At 65.9% G+C, this 13,702-nt stretch carries 12 protein-coding genes; 1 reads left to right on the top strand and 11 read right to left on the bottom strand.

Features of this window, described 5'->3' with window-relative positions:
- Positions 1-2: 2 nt before the first annotated feature.
- The 6 genes from LC062_RS10410 to LC062_RS10385 form a co-directional block, all read right to left on the bottom strand.
- Entirely contained in the window at positions 3-1,583 is a 1,581-nt protein-coding gene (locus LC062_RS10410; RefSeq protein WP_224910967.1) for a gamma-glutamyltransferase, read from the bottom strand.
- A gap of 45 nt (positions 1,584-1,628) precedes the next feature.
- Positions 1,629-2,621, bottom strand: a complete 993-nt coding sequence (locus tag LC062_RS10405; RefSeq protein WP_224910966.1) for an ABC transporter ATP-binding protein — start codon at positions 2,619-2,621, stop codon at positions 1,629-1,631.
- Entirely contained in the window at positions 2,618-3,619 is a 1,002-nt protein-coding gene (locus LC062_RS10400; RefSeq protein WP_224910965.1) for an ABC transporter ATP-binding protein, read from the bottom strand. The genes LC062_RS10405 and LC062_RS10400 overlap by 4 nt, the downstream gene beginning before the upstream one ends.
- Positions 3,620-3,632: 13 nt before the next feature.
- A complete protein-coding gene (locus LC062_RS10395) occupies positions 3,633-4,529 on the bottom strand; it encodes an ABC transporter permease (protein WP_224910964.1) in 897 nt (298 codons plus the stop codon).
- A gap of 1 nt (position 4,530) precedes the next feature.
- A complete protein-coding gene (locus LC062_RS10390; protein ID WP_224910963.1) occupies positions 4,531-5,448 on the bottom strand; it encodes an ABC transporter permease in 918 nt (305 codons plus the stop codon).
- 128 nt (positions 5,449-5,576) lie between these two features.
- On the bottom strand, positions 5,577-7,091 hold the full coding sequence (locus tag LC062_RS10385; RefSeq protein ID WP_224910962.1) for an ABC transporter substrate-binding protein: 1,515 nt from the start codon (positions 7,089-7,091) through the stop codon (positions 5,577-5,579).
- A 166-nt stretch (positions 7,092-7,257) separates the two neighbouring features.
- Between LC062_RS10385 and LC062_RS10380 the strand changes: the two genes are divergently transcribed.
- Positions 7,258-8,037, top strand: coding sequence for an IclR family transcriptional regulator (locus tag LC062_RS10380; protein ID WP_224910961.1), 780 nt, complete (start codon positions 7,258-7,260; stop codon positions 8,035-8,037).
- Positions 8,038-8,065: 28 nt separating this feature from the next.
- Here the strand turns inward: LC062_RS10380 and LC062_RS10375 are convergent, their stop codons facing one another.
- The 5 genes from LC062_RS10375 to LC062_RS10355 all read right to left on the bottom strand — a co-directional run bounded on the left by LC062_RS10375 (position 8,066) and on the right by LC062_RS10355 (position 13,696).
- Positions 8,066-9,286, bottom strand: a complete 1,221-nt coding sequence (locus tag LC062_RS10375) for an MFS transporter (protein WP_224910960.1) — start codon at positions 9,284-9,286, stop codon at positions 8,066-8,068.
- Positions 9,287-9,376: 90 nt separating this feature from the next.
- Positions 9,377-10,699, bottom strand: coding sequence for a preATP grasp domain-containing protein (locus LC062_RS10370; RefSeq protein WP_224910959.1), 1,323 nt, complete (start codon positions 10,697-10,699; stop codon positions 9,377-9,379).
- A gap of 213 nt (positions 10,700-10,912) precedes the next feature.
- Positions 10,913-11,854 (bottom strand): DMT family transporter, encoded by a 942-nt coding sequence (locus tag LC062_RS10365; RefSeq protein WP_224910958.1) that lies wholly within the window; start codon positions 11,852-11,854, stop codon positions 10,913-10,915.
- A 79-nt stretch (positions 11,855-11,933) separates the two neighbouring features.
- Positions 11,934-12,338 (bottom strand): thioesterase family protein, encoded by a 405-nt coding sequence (locus LC062_RS10360; RefSeq protein WP_224910957.1) that lies wholly within the window; start codon positions 12,336-12,338, stop codon positions 11,934-11,936.
- Positions 12,329-13,696, bottom strand: coding sequence for an aminotransferase class III-fold pyridoxal phosphate-dependent enzyme (locus tag LC062_RS10355; RefSeq protein WP_224910956.1), 1,368 nt, complete (start codon positions 13,694-13,696; stop codon positions 12,329-12,331). Before LC062_RS10355 ends, LC062_RS10360 begins: the two co-directional genes overlap by 10 nt.
- Positions 13,697-13,702: the final 6 nt, after the last annotated feature.

The following is a 13,702-nucleotide window of genomic DNA, read 5'->3' as shown; positions in this document are numbered from 1 at the left end:
GGTCAGCTTCCCTCCCTTTCAAGTGCTGCATCGCCCCAAGGCGACATGATCTCGGTTGCGCCCATGTTCTCTCCCCCCTCGCGCAAGACCGCTGTCGGGCAGGCGAAGGCATAGGGAAACGTGGTGCGTTTTGTCGTGGTCACCGGCTGATCGGCGGCCAACGCCTCGATCACCGCAGCCGGCAGCGTCTCATCGGCAATCACTGTCTCGCCGCCGGACACGTCGATGCGCGGCGCGTGGAACGCCTCTTCCAGGCTCATGTCGAAATCGGTGAGGAGCGAGGTAAGCTGGCTGACGGCGGAGACGATCTTGCGCCCTCCCGATGCGCCGAGCGCGAAACGCCGCGCGCCTTTCTCGCCGATCACCGGGCAGACATTCATCAGGCAGCGCTTGCCCGCTGCAAGCGAGTTGGGCTTGCCCGGCTCCGGATCGAACCACATGATGCCATTGTTCATCATCAGCCCGGTCGAGGGTGACACCACCCGGGAGCCGAAGATCGACAGCAGCGTCTGGGTCATCGCCACCATGTTGCCATGCCGGTCGACGATGGAAAAATGCGTGGTGCACCCCGGCGCGCTCGGCGCCTCGCCGTCGCCCATGCCGGCAAGCCGGCTGCGATAGGCGCCCTTCAGCGCCCGCGCATAGGCGGCAAACGCCGCCCCATCGGGCTGATCGCCCGGCGCAAGCTCTGCTTCCAGGGACGCAAGCACCTCCGCCAGCGTCGGCCCGGCCGTCAGCCCCGGCAGCGCATGAATATGGGCATCGCGATAGGCCAGCTTCAGCGGCGCCTCGATCACTGCCCGGTACCCGGCAAGGTCATCGCGGCCAAGGCAGCCGCCCTTGGCCTGAACGTCCTTGACCAGCATCGCGGCGATATCGCCCTCGTAGAAATCGCGGTAGCCGGCCCTGGCCAGCCGGTCGAGGGTCGCGGCCATGCCGCTCATGTCGATGCGCTTGGTCGCCAGCGCCGTCCAACCGGCGATGGTCGGCCACTGACCGTCCTCCAGATACTGGGCCGCGGCATCCGGATCGCGGGCGAGCGAGCGGGTCGCCGAGGCGATGATCAGCGCCGCGTACCAGTCGACCAGCAATCCCTCATTGGCGAGCCCGACCGCCGGTTGCAGCAGATCCGCCCAGGGCAGCTTGCCGAACCGCTCATGGACCTGGCCCGCGCCCTCGACCGTGCCCGGCACGGCTATCGCCGTTGCGCCTTCCACGTTGCGGTTGCCGGCCACCGCCTTCCACGGGAAGAGGTCCCCCGCCGTGCCGTTTTCCTCAAGCGGATAGTCCGCCGGATCGAGTGCCTTCGGCGCCCGCATGCCATAGTTGACCGCATAGGCCCGGCCTTCGTCCTGGCGCCACAGCATCATCGCGCCGCCGCCGCCCGGACCGCTCATCCACGGCTCGACAACGCCAATGGCGAAGGACACGGCAACCGCCGCGTCCACCGCATCGCCGCCGGCGGCCAATATCTCGGCGCCAACCTCCGCCGCGCGCCGATGCTGGGCGGCCACCACCCCATGCCGCGTGCGCAGCACGGATTTGCGCACGCTCTGCGTTTTCGAAAAATTGCTGCTGCTCACAATCGGTCTTTCTTGTTCCACTGCCCCCAATGTTGGGGCCCCGGATCAGGCCACCGCCTGACCGCTCTCCTGGCCATAAAGATGGCACTCGACGCTGTGCTCGCCGTCGGAGGTGAGCTGCGGGGCAACGCCCTTGCAACGCTCCATCACCCGGGCGCAGCGCGGGTGGAAGTGACATCCGGTGGGCGGCTCGATCGGGTTCGGATAGGTCGCGCCCAGATGGGTATCCGGCACACCCAGGTCCGGCTCCGGCGTCAGCACCGAAGCAAGCAGCGCCTCGGTGTAGGGATGGCGCGGCTCATCGAACAGCGCCCCGACCGGCGCTTCCTCGACGATCCGGCCGAGATACATCACCGCCACCCGGGTCGCGAGATGCTCCACCACTGCCAGATTGTGGCTGATGAACAGGTAGGTCAGGCCGAACTCGCGGCGCAGCTCACCGAGCAGATTGAGGATCTGCGACTGCACCGACACATCGAGCGCGGAGGTCGGTTCGTCGCAGACGACCACCTCCGGCTTCATGATCAGCGCCCGGGCGATCGCCACCCGCTGACGCTGACCGCCGGACATCTGGCTCGGGTAGGAGTTCATCACCCGCGACGGCAGTCCGACCACATCGAGGATCTCGCGCACCGCCTTGTCCTGCGAGGCGCTGTCGCCGATCCCATGCACCCGCAAGGGCAGCGAGATGATGTCGCGGATCGACTTGCGCGGGTTCAGCGAGGAATAGGGATCCTGGAAGATCGGCTGGATCCGGCGGGCCAGCAGCCGCCGGTTCTGGGCGCCAATCGGCTCGCCATCCACCAGCACCTCGCCGCTGGTCGGCGCCTCCAGGCCGAGCAGGATCTTGGCAAGGGTCGACTTGCCGCAACCGCTTTCGCCGACGAGACCGAGCACGTCGCCGCGCTGCAGGGACAGGGACACGTCATTGACGGCCTTCAGCGGCTTGCGCTCGCCGAACATGCCCTGCTTGATCTGATAGGTCTTGGAGACGTTCCTCAGCTCCAGGACCGGGGGGGATGCGTTGCCTTCGCTCATGCCGGCTCCTCCACACCGGCCCGGCGGCCGGCTTCATGCACGCAGCGGAAATTGTGACGGCCGTCGGCGCTTTCCCGGAAGGGGATTTCGCCACGGCACGCCTCGGTCGCCTCCTCGCAGCGGGTGCGGAAGACGCAGCCACTGACCTCGCCGACCAGCGAGGGAACGATACCGGGGATCGACCCCAGTTCCGATCCGCGCTCGGTCTTGCCAGGCACCGGAATGCAGCGCAGCAGGCCGCGGGTGTAGGGATGCATCGGCGCGTCGAACACCTTCTTCGCCGTACCGGCCTCCACCAGCTCGCCCGCATACATCACCGCCACCTTGTCGGCGACGCGGGCCACCACACCGAGATCGTGGGTGATCAGGATCATCGCCACGTTCATTTCCCGGGTGAGATCGACCAGGAGCCGCAGGATCTGCGCCTGAATGGTCACGTCGAGCGCGGTGGTCGGCTCGTCGGCGATGATCAGTTCCGGCTCGCACATCAGCGCCATGGCGATCATCACCCGCTGGCGCAGGCCGCCGGAGAGCTGGTGCGGATATTGCGACAGCCGCCGCTCCGCACCGGTGATGCCGACCTTCTCCAGAAGCTCCACCGCGCGCCGGCGCGCCTCCGCCTTGCCGACCTTGCGATGCAGCAGCAAGGCTTCCATCAACTGATCGCCGATGGTGTAGGCCGGGTTCAGCGAGGTCATCGGCTCCTGGAAGATCATCGCCATGCGGTCGCCGCGCAGCGCCCGCATCTTCCTGGCGCCAGCCTTGGTCAGGTCGGTGCCGTCGAACACCAGCTTGTCGGCCTTGCGCTCGATGCGCTTGCCGAGCAGATCCATGATCGCCAGCGAGGTCAGGGACTTGCCCGACCCGCTTTCGCCGACGATGCACAGGGTTTCGCCGCGGTCCAGATCGAAGTCGATGCCGCGCACCGCGTGCAGCGTGCCCGCTCCGATGGGGATGTCGAGACGCAGGTTGCGGACACTGAGGACAGGCTCACTCATGGGGCTTTCCTCCTTAGCTGCGGTTTTCGGGAGCGGTGACATCGCGCAGCCCGTCGCCGAGCAGGTTGATCGCCAGCACCAGGACGAACAGGGTGATGCCGGGAATGGCCACCAGCCAGGGCTCGAACAGCATCATCTGCTTGCCTTCCGAGACCATCAGGCCCCAGGAGGGCGTCGGCGGCTGGACGCCCAGCCCGAGGAACGACAGCGCCGCTTCCAGCAGGATCGCGTGGGCCATCTCCAGCGTGACGACGACGATCAGGTTGTTGACGATGTTCGGCATGATCTCGCTGAGGATCACCCGCGAGGTCGAACAGCCAATCGCCTGCGCGGCGGTGACGTATTCGCGCGAGCGCACCTGCAGCGTGGAAGAGCGCATCACCACGGCGAACCGGTCCCACAGCAGGAAGCCGAGCACCAGGATCACCACCTGCAGCGAGCCGCCGAACACGGCGACGATGGCGAGCGCCACCAGCACCACCGGCATGGCCAGCCGCACATTGATGAGGAAGGTCACCGCCATGTCGACCCGGCCGCCGAAATAGCCGGCGGCAACGCCCATCGCCGTGCCGATCAGGCCGGAGATCAGGGCCGCGAAGCCGCCGATCAGCAGCGAGATCCGCGCCCCGTAGATCAGCCGCGAAAGATAGTCACGGCCAAGATGGTCGGTGCCCAGCGGATGCTCCCAGCTGCCGCCGAGAAACACCGGCGGCTGCATCCGGGCGAGCAGGTCCTGGGCGTAGGGGTCATGCGGCGCCAGCAGCGGGGCGAAGATCGCCACCAGCAGCAGCAGGCCGAGAACGGCCACGCCGAACAGAAGTCCCTGATGACCGAAGACGCGCTTGCGCAGCATCTGGCCGGGTGTCGGGCCCTGGATCTCCTCCAGGAGGGTATCGGCTGTGCGCGTCATCTCAAGCCACCCTGATGCGCGGATCGAGCCAGGCATTCAGCACGTCCGACAGGAATGTGAAGACGATGTAGAACATCGAGAAGACCAGGATCAGCGCCTGCACCGTCGGCAGGTCGTTGCGGCCAATGGATTCCCAGGCCAGATACCCCGCCCCATGCAGGGCGAAGATCGATTCCACCACGATGGAACCGCCGAGCATGAAGCCCATCTGCACCGCCGCCAGCGACACCACCGGGATGATCGCGTTGCGCAGGGCATGCTTGAACAGCACCCGCCCCTCGCCCGCGCCCTTGGCCCGCGCGGTCCGGATATAGTCCGAGCCGAGCACGTCGAGCATGCCCGCGCGCGTCAGCCGCATGATCGCCGGCATGGCGTAATAGCCCAGCACGATGGTCGGCATGATGAAGTGCACCCAGGTCTTGGTGCCCGAAGGCGGCAGCCAGTTGAGCTGGATCGAGAAGACGACGATCATCATCAGGCCGAACCAGAAGCTCGGCATCGCCTGCCCCATCACCGACAGGAACAGCGCGAAACGGTCGATCAGCGAGTTCGGACGGATCGCGGCGACCACACCCAGCGGCACCGCCGTCAAGAGCGCAAAGGAAATGCCGCAGACGCCGAGCGTCATGGTGATCGACAGCCGTTCCATGATCAGATCGGCGACCGGCAGGCGGAAATAGTAGCTTTCGCCGAAGTCGCCCTGCAGCGCCCGCGACAGCCATTCCCAGTACTGGACGATCATGGGCCGGTCGAAACCATAGAGCCGGCGGATGGCTTCGATATCGACATCGGTGGCCTGTTCGCCGGCGAGCGCCGCGGCCGGATCACCCGCCATGAACAGCAGGCTGAAGCTGATCGCCGATACGGTCAGCGCGACGAGCACGGCAAGACCGAGCCGTTTCAGGATGAAGTTTAGCAAGGGGGTATCCCGCGGGTTGGGCACGCCAACGGCCGCACCGGCCAGCCCAGGGCCGGCGCCGTCCGTGGCCAGGAACGACGACCGGCCGGAACCTTTCTTTCAGGTCCCGGCCGGAAGAACCGTTCAGCCTAGTTCCAGGACATGTCCACGAAACGCAGGACCTCGTCCGGCGTCGGGGTGTAGGACACCTCGTTGGTGAACACGTAGTTGGTGTTGTAGGAGAACATCGGCACCCAATAGGCCTGATCCGCGATCTTGGTCAGGGCCTTGGCGTAGTACTCCTTGCGCTTCTCCGGATCGGTGGCGCTGTCGGCCACGTCGAGCCAGTCGCGCACCTCCTCGTCGCGGGAATCATCCAGCGAGCCGAACTTGAAGAACTGGCTGGTGATCGCCGAGGCGTCGTTGATGGAGTAGGAGCCCCAGGTCTGGAACGAGACCGGCGTGCCGCCCTTCATCCGCAACTCGCGCAGGGCCGAGTACTGCAGCATGTGGAAGTTGGTCTTGATGCCGACCGCGTTCAGGAAGCTGGAGATCGCCTCGGCATACTCACGGTCCCGATAGGCGTAGTAATCCGTCTCGAAGCCGTCCGGATAGCCGGCCTCGGCGAGCAGCGCCTTGGCCTTTTCCGGGTCGTATTCATAGTTTGCAACGTCCTGGAAGCAGCCGAACTGGCTGGGGAAACAGGCGGTGCTGATGACCTTCGACTTGCCCTTCAGGAGAGCCGCGACCAGCGCTTCCCGGTTGACGGCATGGGCAACGGCCCGGCGCACGCGCACGTCGGTGAAGGGGTTTTTCTCACCGGTCCGACCCGCCGCATCCAGCGTCAGGTAGCCGATGCGCATGGTGCTTTCATTGGCGACGGTGAACTGCTCCATCGCCCCAAGCTTGCCCGCCTGGTCGGCCGGAACCTGCCAGATCAGATCGAGCGAGCCGCTGAACAGCTCCGCCATCTGGGTGTTGACATCGGGGATCGTGCGAATGTCGATCTTGCCGACCTTCGGCTGGCCCTTCGGGCTGTCGTGATAGCCCTCGTACTTCTCCAGCACGAAATGCTTGCCCGGTTCCACCTCGGTCACCTTGTAGGGACCGGTGCCCACCGGCTTCAGGCCCATGCCCGTCGGGCCGGCCTCGGCATAATACTCGTTCGGATAGATGGACACCGGACCGGACAGGAACTCGATCGCCGCCGGGAACGGCTTCTTGAGCGAAATCCGCACGGTGTACTTGTCGACCTTCTCCGCCGACTTCATCCAGTTGACGTTGCGCTGGGTCTTCGCGCCATTCTTTTCGTCGGCGACGTAGTTGACGGTGTAGACCACATCGTCGGCGTCGAATTCCTCGCCATTGTGGAACTTGACGCCCTCGCGCAGCTTGAACTCCAGCGTCAGGTCGTCGATCCACTCCCAGGACGTGGCCAGGTTGCCCTTGTACTCGTTGGTCACCGGATCGCGGTAGACGAGCCCGTCCCAGACCGCACGCTGCAACACCACACCCTCACGCGAGGAGTTGAAGTAGCTGTCGACGTTTTCCAGCTCCTTGGTGAAGGCGACATTCAGCGTGTCGTCCGACTTGCCCGCATGAGCCGCACCCGCGACCATCAACGCAAGAGCGGCAACGCCGCATTTCAGGGAAAGAGACTTCATGGATCCTCCACATGGGCTGGCACGGCGCTCCCGTACGCCGGCGAAATCATTTTCATTGTATCATATTTCGATACAATGTATTTGATAATGGTATATCACCTTACTTCGGACAAACTCGTCAAGAGCCGTCAGGTAGAAAAACAGCTCGACGTAGGGGAGAGGCCCGATGACCATGGCGGATCGGAAGCAGGATACGTTATTTGTCAATTCGTTGGCCAAGGGCCTCCGGCTTCTGGAAGCTTTTGACGAGGAGCATCAGAGCCTTGGATTAAGTGAACTGGCAAAGCGCACCGGCCTCGACAAGAGCGCGACCCAGCGGTTTGCCAACACCCTCTATCAGACCGGCTATCTGATGAAGGATGAAGCGACCCGGCGCTTTCGCCCCTCGCATAAATTCGCGGAAATGGCCTATGCCTACCTCTGGTCCGACCCGGTGGTGCAGCTGGCGATGCCCAAGCTGATCGAGCTGTCCGGACGCCTTGGCGAGACGATCAACATGGCGGAACTGTCCGGCTCCGACATTGTCTATGTTGCGCGAATCCCCTGCCAGCGGACCACCTTTGCCGCCACGCTGGTCGGCCGCCGGGTTCCCGCGCTCAACACCTCGGGGGGCCGGGCGATCCTGGCGATGCTGCCGGAAGCCGAGCGCCGCGCCTGCATCGAAAACTGGCCCTTGGCCCGCTTCACCCCGGAGACGACCCAGGATCGCGACAAGATCGCCGAGCTTGTCGAGGAAGCGGCGCATCTGGGCTACTCATTTTCCCGCAATGAGCTGATTCTCAAGGAAATCGGCGTTGCCGCACCGATCATCGGCGCGGATGGCCGGCCGGTTGCGGCCGTGCATTGCTCGGTCTCCGCCTATCACTGGACCCGGGAGAAGGTTGAGAAGGACATCGTGCCCTTCCTGCTCGACACCGCCAACAGCATCACGCCGAGCCTGCGCTGACCAGCGTTTCGGACATCCGGCGCGGAGTTCAGCCGTCCTCCAGGGCCACCGGCCGCATCCATAGGTAAAGAGCAAAGCCGGCAAGGGTCAGCAGCGCCGAGGCGCCCAGCGCCGCCCAGGCCGCGCCGCCGGTCGGCATTGAGGCGATCCACGGCCCCACCGCGCCGCCAATGGCTCCGCCAACGCCCCAGCTCATGTTGAAGACGGCGAAAAACGTCGCCACCGCCCGCCCGCCGGCGTGCCGCCCGACCAGGATCTCCGCCGCCGCGAGAATCGCGATCTCCGCCGCCGAGAACAGCCCCACCAGCACCAGCAGCGGCCACAGCCCCGGCGTGAACCCGACCGAGGCAATGGCGAGCCCGCCAACAGCGGCGGCGGCAAACAAGAGACCAAGAGTGCCGAGATAGCGGATCAGCGCCGGCACGACAAACAGCACCAGAAAGCCGATCGCGCCATTGACGACGAGCACCGATCCGGCCCAACTGGCCGAACCTCCGCGCGCGGTCGCCTCGATGGGAAACGCCGCGAACAGCTGGGCAAACAGCGCCCACCACGGCACCAATGCAAGGCACAGCACCAGGAACGGCTTGTCGCCGAGAACCGAGCCAAGACTGTCGCGCACCGCTTGCGGCCGATGCGCACGCAGCACCTCGGCGCGCTCCAGCAGCGTGCCGCAGGCCAGTGCCAGAAAGAGCAGGCCGCTGAGCAGCAGCGGCAAGGCGATGTCAATCATCGCCAGTCCGGCCCCGGCGAGCGGCCCGAACACACAGCCAAGGTTCAGCCCTTGCGCATTGGTGACGATCAGCCGCTCGCGCTCGGCCTGTGCCTGCGCGCCGATCACCCCATAGGCGCCCGCCTCGTAGATCGCCGTTCCCAGACCGAGCGCCGCCGCCATCAGCACCGCGTCCCGCTGCCCCGCCGCCAGATAGAGACCGAGAAAACCGGCGCCCCGCAACATGAGGCCGGTGGTCACCGCCGGCCACAGCCCGAACCGGTCGACCAGCGGCGCGACCACCACCGGCATCACCCGCGCGGCGATGAAATAGACCGCCAGAACGCTGCCCACCGCCACCACCGGAAGCTTCAGCACCTCACTGCAAAACACCGCCAACAGCGGCATGGCCATGAAATGCGAGCCGTTCATCAGGGTCTGCACCGCCACCAGCCGCCACAGCGCCGCTGGCAATGTGACCCGCCGTTTCCTCGCCGAAGCCCTGCCTTCCGCGACACTTGCTCCTGCCTTGCTCATCGCGCCGTCTCCTCACCCCTTCGACGGTTTCGACAGGGGCGGCAGCGGCCAACGCCGCCGCCCCGGGTCACTCCTTGCACTGCCCGCCGATCAGGCGACCATCTGCGCGCGGAACGCGGCAAGCGTGCGTTCGCTGAGCCGTCGCGCCTCCTCTGGCGAGTTGGCCACCGTCATGTATTCGAAGGCATTTTCCAGATCGTAGTCGACGTTGAACGGGATCACCCCGCTCTCCTTGCCCGGCTCGAACAACAGCCCGTGCGCCGCGAGGGTCGCCACCAACTGCCCTCGCTCGCGGCAAATCCCGTGATTGTAGCTCTTGATATGCTTGGCCCCGAGCACCCGGTCGCCGAACTGGCGTCGGGCGATCTCGAAGATATGGGTGCAGCCGCCGCAGCGACCGTTGATCTCGTTGACGTGGCAACTGCCATTGGCCACCAGACCGTCGATGTTGATGTAGCCGCGATAGCCCAGTTGCGACACCGCCGCGACGATGCGGGCACTGTGGTCGAGAAACAGGGTCCGGTGGTGCAACGCATAGCTGCCGGGGATCTCGAAGCCGACCCACAAGGGCTCCATGTCCATGGTGCCATCGTTGAGGTGACGGAAACGGCCTGGCCCCTCGATCAGATATTCGCTGTAAAGCACCGTCTCGGTCGGCAGGTATTCCTCGACCACTGCCGCTTCGGTGACGCGCGGCACGATCCGCTCGCACAAGGCACGCCCCTCCTCGACCGTATCGTAGCGCTGCACCGAGGAAGAGCCCTGGCTGCGCCCCGAGGTGCGCGGTCCATGGACGATGAGATTGCCGAAACCGCCGGAATGCCGGTCGAGCTTGATGATGAAGTCCTTTCCGGCCTCGACCATGCGCAGGATCGCCCGGCGCAGATCCGCCGCGTTGTCGCTGATCGCCCCTTCGGGAATCGGCACGCCAAGACCGGCGGCGATCTTGCGGAAGGCAGTTTTCTGGTTCAGCAGCGTCGCCCCACCCTCGCCGTAGAACCGGTCGGCGACCTCAACACCGATCTCGCGGGCGAATTCCGCCATGTAGTTGTCGGGAAAATAGGCGAGCAATTCGCGCGGCCGCCGATCTTCCGGCAGCGCGGCGATGACCGCTCGGCATTCGGCGACGAAACCGGGAGCGAACAATTCCTCCTGCCGCAGAAAGGCGCAAGGGCCGTCCGTGCGCGGCGCCAGCAGCGTGATGTCGGAAGTCGCGCAGCCGTTGAGCTTCGCCCAATAGGCAACGATCTCCGGCTCCGGCGCGGTCGGCAGAACCACCACGTCGCCCGGTCGGGCCATCCACAGCATCCGCTGATTGCACAGGATGATCTCGGACTGTTCCTGTCGCGTATAGCGCGACACATCCGCCACCTGATGCTCATTGTCGACATTTCCGATGATCAGCTTGGTCATTTCCTTCCCTTTCCTTGCCAAGCCCCGCGCAGAGCGCGCCAGGCCGTCCCTGGAGGCCGCCGTTCTTGTGCGGTCTTGTTTTCGCAGTCGGGTCTCCCGACCCGGAATGCACTGCACACCGGGCCCGAGGACCTTTGTCGGAAGATGAAAAGCGGGGATCCTGTCGGCGCAGCAGACGGGAAGCGGCTTGCGCCCCGGTGCGGCGGAGCAGCGCTAGCCGGCCGCCTCCGCCGCCACCTCGCGCCGCTGCGGCCGCACCACCACGGCGATGGAGAACAGCACCAGCCCCATGCCGGTGATCTGTAAAAGGCTCAGGGTCTCCGACAGGAAGACCCACGACAGCGGCGCCGCCACCACCGGCTGGATCAGGAGCACGATGGAACTGGAGGTCACCGGCAAATGCTTCAGCGCCCCGGTCACCAGCCCCTGCCCCGCCACCTGCCCGATCAGCACCAGAACGGCGATCAGCCCCCAGGTCGACAGGGAGGCGGAGACGAAACCGCCGCCGAGGAATACCAGCGGCAGAAGGCACAGGGCGCTGCCGGCGGTGACGATCACCATGATCGAGACGGAGGAAGCCCCTGCCAGCTTCAATTGCCGGACGGTCACCAGATAGGCGGCGTAGAAGGCCCCGGCGAGCAAGGCGATGGCATCGCCCCAGAGATCGCCGCCGGAGGTGAAGGCCGACACCCCGACCAGCAGGGTCGCGCCGAGGAGCGCCACCGGCAACGCCTGCCAGAAGGCGCGCTTCGGCCGGTCGGTGAGCCCGAGAATACCGTAGACCCCGACGAAGAACGGCGCGCAGTTGGTGAAGAGCGTGGCGATTGAGGCATTGGTCAGGCGAATGGCGACATGCATGGCCACCAGATCCGCCGCGAACAGCAGCGCCGCCAGCCCGTAGAGCATGTAGAGCATGCGCTTTGCCGCCGCAGGTGCCGCCGGCTCCCCCTCGCCCGCTTCGGCGCGGCGCGCAGCATTGGGCCGGTCCCAAAGCGCCCACAGCATGAACAGCGGCGCGGAAAAGGCGACCCGGTAGAACGCCGACAGATCGGCGGAGATCGGCAGCGCCTTGACCACCACCGGCGACATGCCAAGACACACCCCGCCGGTGACGAGCATGGCATAGGCACGGAAATTCTGCTGCGATGTCAACATGGCGAAACGGTCCCGTGTGGCCCGGAGCGAACCGCCGCTCTGGGCCGGCGTGTGTGGGGTTGCGGCGGATACGAGGGGCTCAGACATGACTGCACTGCTTTTCCTCGAACCGGCTCAGGAACCGGTCTCGATCAACGATTGCCCGGGTATGCCGTCCGGCCAGGATGCGTTCCGAACCGTCGTGCCCCTCGATCAGGAACGTCAGCAGCTTGCCGTCGATCTTCTCCAGCTCCGCCTCCAGCCGGATCGTCCAGCCAAGCGGCGTCGGCGCCAGATGCCGGACATCATGGGCAAAGCCCAGGGTCATCCGACCTTCCTCCAGCGTGCCCTCAATGGCCCGCATGCAGGCCAGCTCCGCCAGCCAGAGCAGCACCGGCGTTGCCAGAACCGGCACATTGTTGCGCCAGTTGGTGGCAAGGTCCGTCGGCTTGACCTCATGGACCAGCACACCCTTCAGGTTCGGTTTCAGCGGGATCATGGACATGATGGCTCCTGTTGATTGGAGGTTGGGGCGTTGCGCCGGACAAGAAGCTCGCGGCCGGCGCCGGACAGGGCGATGGCAAGGCGCTCGATGATGGTGTCGATCACCGCGTGCGAGCTGTTGAGCGGCGGCGCGACGATCACCGCATCGCCTGCCGATCCGGCGATGAAACCGGCTGCCGGATAGATGAGAACGCCGGCATCAAAGGCATGGCGCACCACGCAATCGGCCGCGTTCAGCTCCGGGTCGAACGGTGCGTAGCTGATGTCGTCGTGGATCAGTTCCAGCCCCCAGAACATGCCCCGTCCGCGCACATCGCCGACAAAGGGCAGGTCCTCGCTCATCTCCTGCAGCCGCGCGCCAAGGTAGGCCCCCGTCGACGCGGCCCGGGCGATCAGGTCCTCGCTCTCCAGCACATCGAGCACCGCATTGGCGGCGGCCGCCGCCACCGGATGGTTCGAGTGGGTGTGCCCGAGGGTGAAGGACGCGGCCCGCGCCGTCAGCAGGTCCTGGATCCGGGCATCGACCAGCACGCCGGAAATCGGCAGATAGCCGGCGTTCAGCCCCTTGCCGAGGCAAACGATATCGGCGTGCACCGCATCGTGGTCCATCCCCAGCCAGGCGCCGGTACGGCCAAGGCCGGTCAGCACCTCATCGGCGATCAACAACACATCGTGCCGGTCGCAGATCTCGCGGATCGCCTTCAGATAGCCGGGCCGTGGCACGATCGCCGCCCCCGAGGCGCCGACGATCGGCTCGATGATCACCGCCGCCACCGCGTCGGCGCCATGCAGCCGGATTTCGTCCTCAAGCGCCCGGGCGCAGGCAAAGCCGCAACTGTCCGGCCGCTGACCGAGCGGGCAGCGCAGGCAATAGGGCGTGGGCAGGCTCGGATCGCCCGAAAGCCCGCCGCCGCACGACCGCCGCCGGGGCCAATGGCCGGACAGGCCGAGCGCGCCGATGGTCGCGCCGTGGTAGCTGATCCGCCGGCTGAGCACCCGCGTCTTGCCCGGCTGGCCGGCCTCGCGCCAGTACTGCTGCGCCAGCCGCACCGCCGTTTCCACCGCCTCCGAGCCGGAGTTGACAAAGAACGCGCTGGCATAGCCGAGCTTGTCGCACAGCCGGGCGGCAAGCCGCTCCGCCGGTTCGTTGGCGAACTGGGTGCGGTAGAGGAAACTCGCCGTCTCAAGCTGGCGGCGGATGCACTCCACCACATGCGGATGGCCGTGACCGATGGAGCAGGCAATCGCGCCGGAGGAGCCGTCGAGCCACTCCTGCCCGCTGTCGGAGGTGATCGTCACGCCGGAGGCGGTGACGGCCACGGGGTAGACCTTGCCGGAAACCGGTTTGATCAGGGACATGACAGC

This window comes from Stappia indica (assembly GCF_020177335.1).
GTDB lineage: Bacteria > Pseudomonadota > Alphaproteobacteria > Rhizobiales > Stappiaceae > Stappia > Stappia indica_B.
The sequence above is the reverse complement of the archived record's forward strand: the minus strand, read 5'-3'. Positions and strand labels throughout refer to the sequence as shown.

Coding starts and splice junctions, on each gene's coding strand:
- LC062_RS10405 (WP_224910966.1), bottom strand. CDS start 2,621: ATGAGCGAAGGCAACGCATCCCCCCCGGTCCTGGAGCTGAGGAACGTC.
- LC062_RS10400 (WP_224910965.1), bottom strand. CDS start 3,619: ATGAGTGAGCCTGTCCTCAGTGTCCGCAACCTGCGTCTCGACATCCCC.
- LC062_RS10395 (WP_224910964.1), bottom strand. CDS start 4,529: ATGACGCGCACAGCCGATACCCTCCTGGAGGAGATCCAGGGCCCGACA.
- LC062_RS10385 (WP_224910962.1), bottom strand. CDS start 7,091: ATGAAGTCTCTTTCCCTGAAATGCGGCGTTGCCGCTCTTGCGTTGATG.
- LC062_RS10380 (WP_224910961.1), top strand. CDS start 7,258: ATGACCATGGCGGATCGGAAGCAGGATACGTTATTTGTCAATTCGTTG.
- LC062_RS10375 (WP_224910960.1), bottom strand. CDS start 9,286: ATGAGCAAGGCAGGAGCAAGTGTCGCGGAAGGCAGGGCTTCGGCGAGG.
- LC062_RS10370 (WP_224910959.1), bottom strand. CDS start 10,699: ATGACCAAGCTGATCATCGGAAATGTCGACAATGAGCATCAGGTGGCG.
- LC062_RS10365 (WP_224910958.1), bottom strand. CDS start 11,854: ATGTTGACATCGCAGCAGAATTTCCGTGCCTATGCCATGCTCGTCACC.
- LC062_RS10360 (WP_224910957.1), bottom strand. CDS start 12,338: ATGTCCATGATCCCGCTGAAACCGAACCTGAAGGGTGTGCTGGTCCAT.
- LC062_RS10355 (WP_224910956.1), bottom strand. CDS start 13,696: ATGTCCCTGATCAAACCGGTTTCCGGCAAGGTCTACCCCGTGGCCGTC.